This is a genomic window from Phycisphaerae bacterium (assembly GCA_035384605.1).
Taxonomy (GTDB): Bacteria; Planctomycetota; Phycisphaerae; order UBA1845; family PWPN01; genus JAUCQB01.
In genome coordinates this window covers 1-13,013 of the sequence record DAOOIV010000036.1, presented here as the reverse complement: position 1 = coordinate 13,013, position 13,013 = coordinate 1, and the positions used below count along the sequence as shown (strand labels likewise).

Here is a 13,013-nt window from a genome sequence, read left to right as displayed (position 1 = left end):
GCCACGAGCCGACAATGCAACGTCGCGCCCCCCGGGCAGCCGACGGCCGACTCGGAGGCTGCGCCGGCAAAGGTGGAATGCTCCAAAACCTGCAAGCCCTGGTTAGACCGTCAGTCGTACGAACTTTCGCTTGCCACGTTGGAGAATATCGCCGGTCTTGACAGCAAGCGTTCCGGTGGCCTCTTCAACCAGCTCGCCGTTGAGACGAATGCCTTTTTCTTCGATCAGCCGGCGGGCTTCGCTGTTGGTGGCGGCGAAGCCGCAGGCCACGATGAGCTTGAGGGTCATGGCCCGGCCGTCCTGCATGACCGCGTCGGGGACCCGGATGGTCGGCGTGTCGGCCGGTACAACCAGATCGCCCGTCGAGGCCTTCTTCTGGTGAATCTGCTCCCATTCAGCCCGGGCCTGCTGGACAAGCTTGCGGTCGTGAAACGCCGAGGCCACCTCCACAGCCAGCCGTTTCTTGGCCTCCATGGGATGGGTCTTGCTCGCGTCGGTCAGGTCGCGGATCTCGCCGTCGGGTATGGAGGTCAGCAACGTCAGATAGTTCGCCATGCAGCCGTCGGGAAGACTCATCAGCTTGCCGAACATGTCGTGGGGCGATTCGGACACGCCCACGTAGTTGCCCAATGACTTGCTCATCTTCTCGACGCCATCCAAGCCGACCAGAATCGGCATCACCATGACCACCTGGGCTTCCTGGCCGGCGCCGCGCTGCAGGTCGCGACCGACGAGGTTGTTGAATGTTTGATCTGTGCCGCCCAGTTCTACATCTGACTGGATGCAAACGCTGTCCCAACCCTGCATGAGGGGGTAGAGCAATTCGTGCACACCGATGGGGATTTCCGCCTCGAAGCGCTTTCGGAAATCCTCCCGCTTGAGCATCTGGCCGACGGTCATCTGCCCGGCCAGCTTGAGGACATCCGCAAAGGTCATCCCCGCGAGCCATTCGCTGTTTGGGCGGACCTCCAATCTGTCGGGCGAGGTATCGAGCACCTTGCCAGCCTGCTCGAAGTAGGTCTTGGCGTTGGCCTCGATAGCCTTGTCATCCAGGACCGGTCGTGTCTTGCTGCGGCCGGAGGGGTCGCCGATCTTGGCGGTATAATCACCGATAATCAGCACCGCCTTGTGCCCCAAGTCCTGGAATTGCCGCATCTTGCGGAGGACCACGGTATGGCCGAGGTGGATGTCTGGGGCCGTCGGATCCAATCCGAGCTTGATCCGCAGGGGCGTATTAGTCTGCCGGGACCGCTGCAGCTTTTGCCGCAACTCGTCCAAGGTGTCAATCCGCTCGACCCCACGGGTCAGCACTCTCAACTGTTCCTCAACTGTCGCGAAGCTCATATTGTCATTATCCCCGTAAACTGCGGCCGATCAACCTCGGACCTTCTCCCGATGTCCGGGCGCACGATAGTCCAGGGGGTTCTCAGAATTCCGATCGCTTGCCGGGGTCAAGGACAGAGGGGCCGGCGCGTGAGGCGATCGCTCCCTGGGGGCTTTCCCGAGAGGCTATCCGGCCACGTATGATCGTCCGCGCGAGCCCCGGCGGAGGTTCCGCAAGGCCGAAACCGGCCCCGGCTTACAAAGCAGCCCTTGTGGGATATCATGGAGTCGTGCAACGAGGAGCGGAGGTCAGACGTGAGCAGTGAAATCTATGCCCAAGCCGGAGCAATTCCCTATCGTCACGACTCGAACGGCCGGCTCGAGATCCTCCTGATCCGTCGGATCGACAAGGAAAGATGGGGAATCCCCAAGGGGCTGATCGATCCGGGTGTCTCTCCGAGGGAAACCGCCCGTGCCGAAGCCATCGAGGAGGCCGGCGTGGCAGGCGTGCTCTCCGAGCAACCCGTCGGCTTCTTCTCGTTCAACAAGAAGGAATGGGACGCCATGGTTCACGTCACGGTGTTCCTGTTGCGGGTGACGGAGATCCAGCCCGAGTACCCGGAGCAGTATCGCCGGGAGCGCGAATGGTTCGCCTTCAACACCGCCGTCGAAGTCGCCGGGCGAAAGGGCTTGCGTGAACTGCTGCTGGACGTGCCCAAGCTGATTAAGGAACACCTGCCGGAGACACATGAATGACCGCCGGGTTCTACTTTGCGGGCGAGGTCGCAGGCCACCTTTGTCGAGCGGCGGCAAACCAGTCGCGCAAAGCCCTCTCTGCGGGTTTGCCGCGCGGGGTGTAGTTGTAGTCGTCCTTTCCGCCGGGCGTATCGTTCCACTCCCACCACAGGACGCCGCCCAATTGGTCGGGCGTCAGGCTTTTGCCCGGCTCATCGGAGTACTTCCAGGTCTCCATGAACGCGAGGTAACAATTGAGTTGCTCTTCCAGTCCGGCAGGCGTGGCTTCCTGCTTGTAGTAGTAGTTCCACGGTTCGATGGACGCGCCTTCCTGGCTGCACCATCCGGCTTCGGTGAACAGCAACGGCTTGTTGACCGTGGCCTGCCACTTAAGCAGGCCCTTCTTGAGGGGTTCCCACGCCTTGATGAGGTTGTGGAGGGACGGACGAGGCTCGGACGAAAGCTTGTAGTAGCTGGTCATCCCGACGAGGTCCAGTTCGTCCCAGAACTCGATCACTTTGTAATGATCCCAGTTAGCCGAATAGGAAAGCTTGCCGGAGAACTCCCTGCGGACTTCGCGAATCACCTCGTACCAGCGGTTGGTGAACTTTTCGGTGCTGACCAGCTCCGAGCCCACCATGAAGACCTCGACCTTGCCCTCCTCGGCGATGCGGGCGAAGTGCAGGACGAATTTGCGATACTGCTCGAACCAGTCGTCCCAGTTGGGCGGGCTGATCACGCCTCGCCATTCATTTCCGCGCGGGTCGGACAGCAAGATGATCGGCATGAGGATGACCCGCAGGCCGTTGTCGTGGGCGATCTTGAAGATTTCGAGCCACTGTTCCCTGCTCGGCGTCACGACCGGGTCGATCTTGAACGAATCGGAGCCGGCGTGCTCCTGGTAGCCGGGATTGCTGATCATGACGGTATCGGCGCCGAGATCGGCAATCTCTCGAAGGAGCACCTTGGCCTGCTGGATTGCTGTGGCCGAGTAATGTACCTGCCACGACATGCCATGGTAGGGGACGCCCGCCAAGGCCGAGACGGGCCTTCTCGGAAGCGGGGGGGTAACGGCCTTGCCGCCCCGATCAGCCGACCGGCCGGCGGAGTCTCGCCCGCCGTCTCCCCGGCCTGCACACGTCCACCAAAGTGCCGCCGCGAGGACGCAGAGACCGCCTGCAACCTGCCACACCACCTTCATCCCGTTCAGTCTCCCTCAACACATGCGCAAGAAGCCGCTGTCCACTCTGGGCAACCCAACGTACTCACATCCGCGCCGATTGGGCAGCCCGCAGATCGAACTCGACCTGCCCGAGTTTTCCGGCCCGATGAGCCACCTGTTTCGCATCCACCCAGACCGTCAGGCCTGCTGCCGACGCGGCGTCCGCGGAATTGTACACGATATCCAGCTCGTGGCCGCGATATCGCAACCTCCGCAATCTGAACCACTTCAGCGGTCCGGGGATCGGGTCTATTACCGCCCGGTCGCTGTTTGACGGCTGCAACCCGACCAGGTGTCGGATGACCAGATCGCAGTAGGTGCTGTGGAAGTAGTCCGGACAGCCCGTGGGATCCGGCGAACCGCTCTGGCCATCGTAGTATTCGGTGACCAGCGGCCGGGCGAGGTCCCCATTTTCATACTGCAAGTGCGTATAGCGGTCCAGAGCGTGCCAGAAGTGCTCCGGTTTGACGTGCGGCTGGGTATAGTCGCGGAGGGCGATGGCCATGACGTCCAAGATCATACTTGTGGCGTGGGGCCAAGCCGGGCCGTTCCACATGCAGCCGTGGGTCTTGCCCCCAGCCGCCGGCCAAGTGGCCACATGGGGGGTATAGGCCGGGCACTTGCGGGAAACCGTCGCGGGGGGATAGGCCGTCCAGAACTCGGTCGGATCGACCAGGTAAGCCAGGCTGGCCACGTATTCGGCCTGATTGGGGAACAACCGGCTCATGAACGGGTAAAACCCGACAATTTCGCGGACCCGAGCGACGGCCCCGTCATGCTCACGGGCGGCATAGCAGAACCGGTCTGTCGGGTTCCACAGCTTCTCCAGGCACGCCGCCCGGATCTTGCCCGCCAGTTGCTGGAACTCAGCGGCGCGGGCTTCGTCCTCCAGGAACCGCCATGCTTCCGCGAGCGCGGTCGCGTTGCCGTACAAATAGGCGGCGTAGTCCCCTCGCTCGAGCCTGGCATCGGGCTTGCTGTTGTCGTAATTCTCGTTGAAGTAGAAGAACGACGGCTGGAACTCCATACCGGTTGTACCGTGATTGCGCGGGGTGGGTAGAAAGTCGCCGTCGCGGTCAAACTGTCGAAGCGTGCCCCGCACGTCCTCCGACATCGGCTCGATCACCGACTGGAGCCAGCGGCGGTCGGGATGGACTTTGAACGCTTCCCAGGCGGCCTTGACGATCCAGTTATTGTAGTCGCCGCCCTTTTCGTTGATCCGTGCAGAGATGAAGAACTTGTTGGTGTCGTCAGGATTGAGGCAGTGGTTTTGCACCTGCCCGAACGCGTATTGCGGGTCACGAAGCCAGCGGGTCTCGGCGATGATGTGCGGTGAGCTGAAGGAGATCAGGCGCGGGAAGTGAGGCTGGTGCGTCCCCTCGAAGAAGTACGGATAAGGCAGGTTGCCCGTGCGGGCCCGGCTCAGGCAGTGCCGGGCGACGAACCAGCGATACCAGTACAGCTTGGTGATATATGGATCGTCGCACTCGAAGTGTGGGCAGTTGTCATCGAACCATTTCTGGTAGACCGCCTTGTGGTGTGGAAGGGCATTGGGCCGACTCGCCCATTCGCGAGCGGTTTGCGCGGCCTTGGCGGCGTCTTCCTGGAACGACATGACGATGCGGAGACTCACCGACCGGCCGGGCCTGATGTTGACACGTCGCCAGAGCGACGACTGCTTGCTCGCAAGTGTGAAACGGGGCGCAAGCAGGACTGCATGCCCGCGAACCCCGTGGAAGTCGGCCGAGCCTGTCAGCGTGTTGTCCGGGCCGCGCTCGCGGGCCAACCCGCTGGAGACATGAAGAAGGCATTCGGCGGAGACCTTCGAGTCGTTCGTGACCGTCACCAGGTCCACCAGCGTATCGTCGTCGGTGATGAACTTGCGCTCGATGACCACGAAGCGGCCGAACCGCGAGTGAGTCGCGAGGTGGCTCGGGAACCAGTCGACTCGGTCCGTTGCCGAAACGAAGGGCTTGTCTTGTTTGAAGATGTTGTGATTGGAGCTCGATATGGCCCGGTCAAGCGGCTGAAACACGATCGGGTCGGCGATCTTGGCGTAATGGATGTAGGAGAACTGCCCGCGGAAGCCGAGTCCCGGATCCAGTCGTTCCGTGAACAACCGTTTGCCGGTGGGTCCGAGGGTTCCCTGGCGGGCATCCGGGCGGTGCAGAAGATCATCGATGGCAACGCGATCCGACTTCCAGACGGCACAGCCGGCAGGCAACAGGCAAAGCAGCAAGCACATAGGCGCCCGACGAATCATCATGCCGTGGTCTCCGCGCAAGACAGCGGGCCGGCAGCCCGAGGACTACCGGCCCGTTGGTGATACCGGCTTACTTTTCGAGCCCCATGGCCCAGGCGATTCCGCCGAGCAGGTGCTTCTGGTAGGCGGGGTTGGTCCAGACGTCTTCGCGATGGCCGAGCGAGGTGTAGAAGACCCTGCCCTTGCCTTCGGTCCTGGTCCAGGCGATGGGGACAAGGCTGCCGGGCTTCATGCCCATGGCCTCGAGGTCCGCCTCGGGGGTCTTCTGTGTGTCTACGCTGATCAGCAGGCGGGAGTTCTCCGCAGAGAAGGTGTCGCCGAACAGGTAGTACTCATCCTGCAGTTTCCAGCCCTGTTCGAGCATCTTGGTGGCCGGGTGGTCGGGCACGTCGATCTTCAGCGTGGCCACCCTCTGTTGGTGGTGGGTCTTGAACGCCGCTCCGATCATCTTCACGTACTCCGGCCAGCCGGGGATGCCCTTGTCCTCGCCCCGGAACGAGTCGGTGGCTGAATGAATGCCGATAAACGCCCCGCCGTCCCGGATCCACTTCATCAGCGGCTCACGACTGATCAGCGGGTTTCCGGAAGTGTAGAAGACGATGGCGTCGTACTGCTTGCAGGCGTCTCCTTCGAGATCGTGGAAGTCCTGCGAGAGGAACACCTCGTATCCCGCCTTGGTTGCGATCTCCTTGAACACCTTCTCGGCATGGGCCATCTCGCCGGTCAACGGCCGGTTGACCACCGAATGGCGAAACCCGAACGATTGCGAATAGAACAGGATCTTCTTTTTTTTGGCGCTCTCGCCTTGGGCCAGACAAACCAACGCCCCGCTCACACACAGCGCCAAGCCGCCGAACAACATCCAATGCAGCTTCTTCATACTCGTGTACCTCGCAAACTGTCACCCCAGATGTCCTGAAAGTGCAAAGGGGACCCGCCCCCTCGACCGGGCAAGCAGCGTACCACCGGAACGGAGAGCTTTCAAACCCGCATCAGAGCGGCGCTATGACTGTTTCTTGAGGAGCCGAGGGTTCATCCTCTTGGTCTTCAACCGGCAGGATGAACCTGCCAGCTGGTCAAGCCGGTGCGGCTCTCACGCGATCTCCACCCACGTCCCCGTGCGGGCGCTGTCCAAAACGGCCTCGCAAACCTTCTGGGTTTCGAGGGCGTCGCGGAAAGTCGGGGCGGCGGACTGGCCCTTGGCGGCGGCCTCAAGGAAGTCAGCCGCCTGGTGGACAAAGCTGTGCTCGTAGCCGATCTGGAGGCCGGGCACCCACCACTTGTTCATATAGGGCATGTCGCCGTCGGTAACGTGGATGCTCCGCCAGCCGCGAATGATCGACTCGTCGCGATGGTCAAAGTAGCTCAGGCGGTGCAGGTCGTGCAGGTCCCAGGCGATCGAGGCCTTCTCGCCGTTGATTTCGAAAGTGTAGAGGGCCTTGTGGCCGCGGGCGTATCGGGTGGACTCGAAAACCGCGAGGGAGCCGTTGGCGAACCGAGCCAGGAATGCGCACGCGTCGTCGATGCCCACGGGTTCGACCTTACCGGTCTGGGTGTGTTTGCGTTCTTTGATGAACGTTTCTGTCATTGCGGTGACGCTCTTGATCGGTCCGTTCAGCCAGATGGCGGTGTCGATGCAGTGGGCGAGCAGGTCGCCGGTCACGCCGCTGCCGGCCGCCTTGACGTCGAGCCGCCACAGCGCGTCGCCGCCCTGCGGCAGGTCGGCCGAGATGGTCCAGTCCTGCAGGAAGACCGCGCGATAATGGAAGATGCGGCCAAGCCGGCCCTGGTCGATCAGGTTCTTGGCCAGCGTCACGGCCGGAACCCGCCGGTAGTTGAACGAGACCAGGTTGGGCACGCCGGCTTTCTCGACCGCCGCGACCATTTCCTGCCCCTCGGCCACGTTCAGCGCCAGGGGCTTTTCGCAGATGATCATCTTGCCGGCCTTGGCGGCGGCGATGGCGATCTCCTTGTGCATGTTGTTCGGCACGCAGATATCGACCAGTTCGATGTCCTTGCGGTCCAGGAGCTTCTGCCAGTCGGTTTCGACTGACTCGTAACCCCAGGTGTCGGCGAACGTCTTGGCCTTGTCGGCGTTGACGTCGCAGATCGCCTTGAGCACCGGCCGGAGCGGCGTCCGGAAGAAGTTGTAGACCTTGCGGTACGCGTTCGAGTGCGTCCGGCCCATGAAACCGCAACCGATGAGTCCGACGTTGAGAGGTTTAGACATGGTGTGTCCCTCAAGAGCGTCAAATCCCCAAAAACCAGGCACCGGCAGCAGGTCAGTTTACTTACGTTCGGCAGGCCGTGTAAAGGCCACGATCGCAACGTGCGCGTTCTTGATCCAGATCTCTCCCATTTCGGCGTCTGGCTCAGTCACCGCCAGGACAGTCCACTCGGGACTCCTCCGTGCAAGTCTGCCCCGCAGTTCTTCTGCAAATCCGCCGCGTTGCCCGGACAATTGTTCTTTCAGGATTACCGTGCAATCCTGCCCGATTCTCGGAGCCCAGTCGTCGGCGCCCTGCCCAGAATCCGCGCGAGGGTCATTGCACCCACTTATGCCTGCACTGCTGCAGAACAGAAGCAAACCCAATGTGATCACGGCGAAACGACACATCATAGAGCACCTCCTGAACGGATATGAGAGCTGCATAGCCTCCCGCAAAGCGCTACGTTATCTTCGGATGCGGGACGACCACGGCAACTTGTTCAGTACGGTTGCGTTTGCCGTTATCCCACATGTACTCAGGTGAAGAATAACGCCTGCCTGGCGACCAAGCAAGCGAGACATCAGCCTTCACTGGCTTCACCGGCAGCCCGTTCCTCCATCCGCCGGCGGTGATCGGCCTCCAGCTTCTGCCAGAACTCGGACGACCGGCGCTGATGCTGGTACTGCTGCCGCACTGGCTCGTTGAGGTAGCGCTGACCGGTTATGGGCGAGTTCTGCAGGCTGTCGGCCCAGCCGCGGATCTGACGCGATATCGACTCAACCAGGGATTTCAAATCTGAGATTTCAGATTTCAAATGCGTGAAATGCGGAAGCCGCTCGGTCAGCAGCAGCATCGACCTCACTTCGCCGGCCGAGCCCCGCGCGATGTACAGGAAGGTCAGCAATTCCTGCGTCGTCCCCCGCTCGAAGCCCTCCGCGATGTTGTTCCCCACCGAAATCGCCGCCCGCTGTAGCTGGTTCCGCAGGTCGCCTTTGTTGGCAAAAGCCCGGTCTTCAGTCAGGGTGAAGACCCGCACAGCCAGTTCCATCGCCGCCTGCCAAACGGGGAGGTCTTCGAAACGTTGGTAGGTCATGGAGACATTCTTCTGTGGCAGGCGAGTCAGACAAACCTGGGTTTCCGGCAATCTGAAATCTCAAATCTCAGATCTCAGATAGCCCACGGCAGATCTCACTCCCTTGGGGCTGCCTCTACCCATTCCACCCATGCGTATCCCGCACGGCCGCCATCGCCGCCAGGATGGAGTTCCAGGTGTCGGGCTTCATCATGGTGGCGTTGGGGAACATGCAGCCGTCCCAGCAGATATGCTTGAACTTGCGGGTGGGTTGACCTTTGTCGTCCTTCAGCCAGAGGCCGGCCTCGCGGACGATGTCGAGCTTGCCGTTGGGGTCGTTGGGCAGACAGTGGCGGCCGGTCTTATCATGTGAACCCGATCCCTTCACCGTCGCGTCGCTTTGGGCGACGTGGAAATCGATGGTCCACGGGCGCAGAGCCGAGGTGAGCGTCTTGTAGGCTTGCGTGAACGTGGTCGTGTCGCTCCAGGAGAAGTTCTCTGGCAGAATGCGGTCTTCGGGAGCGTTCGTACCTAGGAGGTAATGCAGGGTATGGGCCATATCCGCCTGGAAGCCGAGAGTCCGTGGCTGATTCACGCCTTCCAGCACCGCCAGCATGGCCTTCCAACTGTGCATGCCGGCCCAGCAAACCTCGCCTTCGGCGGCCAGCCGCTCGCCGTGGTCCTCGGCCACCTTGCAGGCTTCCTTGAAGGTGTCAATGATCTTCCTGGTGCTGCCGGCGGGGTCGTCGTACCAGGCATCCGGTCCGCACGCCGAGTCGATCCGCACCACACCATAGGGCCGTACGCCCATTTCGCGCCAGAACTCAGCAATCCGGCATCCTTTTCGCACCTGCTCGCAGAACTTCTTGCGGTCGTTGGCGTCGCCCATGGCGGAGCCGCCACCGGTCGGCGGCCAGACCGGTGCGACCACCGAGCCGATGACCAGCCCGCGCGACGTCACCTTCTCGGCGATGCGTTTGAGATCGTCGTCGGATGCATCGATGTCCACGTGCGGAGCAAACAGGAAGATGTCCACGCCGTCGAACTTGGCGTTGTCCGCCTTCGCGGCGGCCGTGAGGTCCAACATGGTGTCCAGGTCGATGGCCGGCTCCTCGGCCCCGGGGCCCTTGCCGACGACGCCCGGCCAGGCGGCGTTGTGAAGCTTAGGATACTGATTGATGTGTGCAGCGCTCACGAGCGTTCCTCCCTACGGTTAATGACCAATGCCGAAGCCCCAATGACCAATCAATGACCAAGCCCGAATGACGAACCGCCTCGTTGCGACGACCTCTCAGCCTAGACTACGCTTCGCCGGCTGCCGGTTGTCGGGCCTTCCTGCTTCGATGGATGGCACCGAAGATCAGGGTGAGTTCCTGGGCCTCAAGCCAGAGTGCCCGAGCCTTGTCTTTGAGCGCGGGCAGAGCAACAGCGATCACTCGCAGCCAGTATTTGCTCTCTTTCGACTCTCTTTTACAGACGCTGATCCGGTATCGAAACTCCTTCGCCGAACCAGCCTCATCGGCCTCACAGTAGTTGGAGCCCACGCTTGTACCGGCCCTGACCAACTGTCCGACTAGCGGCTGCGTCACGGGGTCAACCGGAATCATCCTGGCAAACGCAATGATCGCCTCGCCGAATCGCGCCGTGCGCTCCTCCAGGTCGTAGGTTTTCTCCGGTCTGCCGCTTTTTCCGTGCATGCTTCGGGTCTGTTTGGTCATTGGCGCGGTGCTTTCGAGGTCTCCGTCTCCTTAACTGCCGGCGGTACCTGGTTCGGCTTCTATTCGGGATTCGGGCTTCGTCATTCATTGGTCATTGGGTTTTGGTCATTGGTCATTGCTTTTTATGGTCGCCGATCTTTGGCAGATTGGCGTGTACATCGGGTCCGAAGTATCGCAGCCCGACCAGCGGCTCGTTGCCGGTGTTTTCGATCTCGATTCCCCGGGTGGCGGCTTCGTGGGTGATGAATACCTCGTCTTCAGTTTCTTCGCCGAACCGGATCATGGCCGGCGTTTGAAGTCTCATCTTGCCGATCCGCCCGCAACCCTGGACGGTGATCCAGCCGCTGGCGCCCGGGTCCTTGAGCGTGCACTTGGCACCCGGCTCGATGGTCAGTTCCTTGGCGCTGACCACCTGCTGGCCGTCGATGGTGCCGTATACGATCCACTTGTCGGTGTAACCGGGGCCGCTGCAAGCCTTATCCACGATCGGGATGAGCTGGTTATGTTCCATGAAGTGCGTATCGACGTTCTTTTCCCAGTCGAGCTGGTCGACGATATAGTCCAAGTCGTGGTGCTTGTCCTTGGGCACGTCCTTGACCAGCAGATCCCAGGGCACGAATCGCCCTTCGACGATGTTCTGGAACATTCCGAACACATCCGAACCCCACTGGGGCTCGTAGGTGCACAGGGAACCTGGAGCGTGCAGCACGCCGGCCGGAATCAGCCAGCCCGAGCCGCGCATGAGCCGGTAGGCCCTGGAGAGGTACAAGATGCCGTTGTCGCCCTTGTTCCAGTTTTCCAGGCACCGGCGGACCTGGGCCTTGGTCGTGCCCGGTTCGAGGCCCATGAACGTGTACGGGAAGTGGTTGTCGCAGTTGTTCATCTGGGGCGAGAAGTAGTAGGCCTCGGGCTTACCCTCCTGGCCGGTGAGCTTGGCGTGCTCGTGCTTCTGGTGCATGTGGTGTGGGATGGGGCCGAGGTTATCGAAGAACTTCGAGTAGACTGGCCACCTTTTGTACTTGTCCCACATGGCCTTGCCGATCATCCTGACACCGGCTTCGGCCACGGCTTCCTTCATCAGGAAGCGCTTGCCCTCAAAGGAGATATAGCTGAGCCCCTCGTCGGGCAGCCGGTTCTCATTCATCGCCTCGGTCGTGCTGGCGAACCACCGTTCGTCGATTCCCCCGCGATCGGCCCCCAGGGCATAGTAGTCATCCGGATGCAGTTTGATCCGCCGTCCGGGGTGCAGGAAGCTTCGTGGGACCCACGTGGGGGTCAGCCGCAAGACGCCCTGACCGGCATCCAATGCGCTGTTTAAGATTTGACCGATGTTCTTGCTGACAATCGTGCTTGGGTTCGCCATGATCGTGATCTCTCCGACTGGTACCTACGGCCAGGGCCCCTCGCCTCGACCGGGCCAGCCAAGTTACCCGACCCCGCCGGGGCAGGCAAGGTGAAAACGGGGGCTGGGGATCGGGGACTGGGGGCTGGGGGCTGGAGCGGAACGAAGCGAAGAAGGACGGTCCGGTCGTTTTCCTGGCGAGCCGAGGGGCTTGCCCCCTGGGTCTTCGGGGAATGCAGAAGGGCTGGCAGGAGAACCCTGCCGGCTCGTCAAACTGGTTGGGGTCAGAAAGCCTTATTGATGATCGCGCCCGGCGTCGTACGTGTGCCTCGCCACCTCGGCCACCGGTGCCGTCCAGATGCGTTCGCGGTTCGTCGCCAGGTATGCCGCGAGTCCATCCAGCACCGGGGCGCTTACCGGCAGATGCCCCTCCTGGATGCCGTGGAAGGTGAGGATGGCCCATCGCCCCATCGAGACGGCCTGCTCGACGCGGCGGATGAGATCGGCGATCGGCAGGTTGTCGGCCCGCAGGCTGAGGAGCACGTGAAGATCGCAGTATCGCGGATCGTTGAACGGCTTGGAGATCTCGCCGCCGGCCGCCGCCGCGAGGAAGTGCTCGGCGATGAAGGGGACAACGCTGCGGCACTGCCGCCCCCGGCCGACCCAGGTCTGATAGCACGGGTAGGCGAAGGTCCAGTCCCGCGGCCCGAAGGCGTTCTCCAGCCGGTTATGAGCTGCCAGCACATCGGCGGCATACTTTTCCAAGGTGAGGTTCTCGTAGCAGTTCGGTCCCGGCCGGTCGGCCAGCGCCGCCGGAATCGGATGGTTCATCGTGTGATTGCCGATCTCGTGGCCTGCCTCCAGGACCGGTTTCCACTCGGCGGCCCGGGCCCGCCACTGATCGTCCGGCCCGGCCGGGCAGATGTAGAACGTGCCCCGCAGCCCGTGCTGCTCCAGCAACGGAGCGGCACGCTGGATGTGCGAATCCATGCTGTCATCGAATCGCAGGCTCACCGCCCCCTGCTGCCCATTCGGCCATTTGAACGAATCGCTGTTCACGCTCACCTCGCTCAGGCAATTCTCAAGCATTCATGCCTGATTCGCCATTATGGCTGGCCCCAGAATCCG

At 61.9% G+C, this 13,013-nt stretch carries 11 protein-coding genes; 1 reads left to right on the top strand and 10 read right to left on the bottom strand.

Annotated features, from left to right (window positions below):
- Nucleotides 1-102: 102 nt before the first annotated feature.
- Nucleotides 103-1,344, bottom strand: a complete 1,242-nt coding sequence (gene tyrS, locus PLL20_10045) for a tyrosine--tRNA ligase (GenBank protein HPD30326.1) — start codon at nt 1,342-1,344, stop codon at nt 103-105.
- A 294-nt stretch (nt 1,345-1,638) separates the two neighbouring features.
- On the opposite strand from tyrS, the gene PLL20_10040 reads away from it, so the two are divergent.
- Entirely contained in the window at nt 1,639-2,079 is a 441-nt protein-coding gene (locus PLL20_10040) for an NUDIX hydrolase (GenBank protein HPD30325.1), read from the top strand.
- A gap of 10 nt (nt 2,080-2,089) precedes the next feature.
- Here the strand turns inward: PLL20_10040 and PLL20_10035 are convergent, their stop codons facing one another.
- The 9 genes from PLL20_10035 to PLL20_09995 all read right to left on the bottom strand — a co-directional run bounded on the left by PLL20_10035 (nt 2,090) and on the right by PLL20_09995 (nt 12,974).
- The gene (locus PLL20_10035; protein ID HPD30324.1) at nt 2,090-3,259 is read right to left on the bottom strand and encodes a hypothetical protein; all 1,170 of its coding nucleotides are present in this window, start codon (nt 3,257-3,259) and stop codon (nt 2,090-2,092) included.
- A 64-nt stretch (nt 3,260-3,323) separates the two neighbouring features.
- Nucleotides 3,324-5,546, bottom strand: coding sequence for a hypothetical protein (locus PLL20_10030; GenBank protein HPD30323.1), 2,223 nt, complete (start codon nt 5,544-5,546; stop codon nt 3,324-3,326).
- Nucleotides 5,547-5,613: 67 nt separating this feature from the next.
- Nucleotides 5,614-6,423: a ThuA domain-containing protein gene (locus tag PLL20_10025; protein ID HPD30322.1), complete on the bottom strand. Its 810-nt coding sequence runs from the start codon at nt 6,421-6,423 to the stop codon at nt 5,614-5,616.
- 213 nt (nt 6,424-6,636) lie between these two features.
- The gene (locus PLL20_10020; GenBank protein ID HPD30321.1) at nt 6,637-7,773 is read right to left on the bottom strand and encodes a Gfo/Idh/MocA family oxidoreductase; all 1,137 of its coding nucleotides are present in this window, start codon (nt 7,771-7,773) and stop codon (nt 6,637-6,639) included.
- Between the two features lie 560 nt (nt 7,774-8,333).
- Entirely contained in the window at nt 8,334-8,846 is a 513-nt protein-coding gene (locus PLL20_10015; GenBank protein HPD30320.1) for a four helix bundle protein, read from the bottom strand.
- A 115-nt stretch (nt 8,847-8,961) separates the two neighbouring features.
- Nucleotides 8,962-10,020: a TIM barrel protein gene (locus PLL20_10010; GenBank protein HPD30319.1), complete on the bottom strand. Its 1,059-nt coding sequence runs from the start codon at nt 10,018-10,020 to the stop codon at nt 8,962-8,964.
- 106 nt (nt 10,021-10,126) lie between these two features.
- The gene (locus PLL20_10005) at nt 10,127-10,543 is read right to left on the bottom strand and encodes a four helix bundle protein (protein ID HPD30318.1); all 417 of its coding nucleotides are present in this window, start codon (nt 10,541-10,543) and stop codon (nt 10,127-10,129) included.
- Between the two features lie 112 nt (nt 10,544-10,655).
- Nucleotides 10,656-11,906, bottom strand: coding sequence for a hypothetical protein (locus PLL20_10000; GenBank protein HPD30317.1), 1,251 nt, complete (start codon nt 11,904-11,906; stop codon nt 10,656-10,658).
- 273 nt (nt 11,907-12,179) lie between these two features.
- On the bottom strand, nt 12,180-12,974 hold the full coding sequence (locus tag PLL20_09995; protein HPD30316.1) for a polysaccharide deacetylase family protein: 795 nt from the start codon (nt 12,972-12,974) through the stop codon (nt 12,180-12,182).
- Nucleotides 12,975-13,013: the final 39 nt, after the last annotated feature.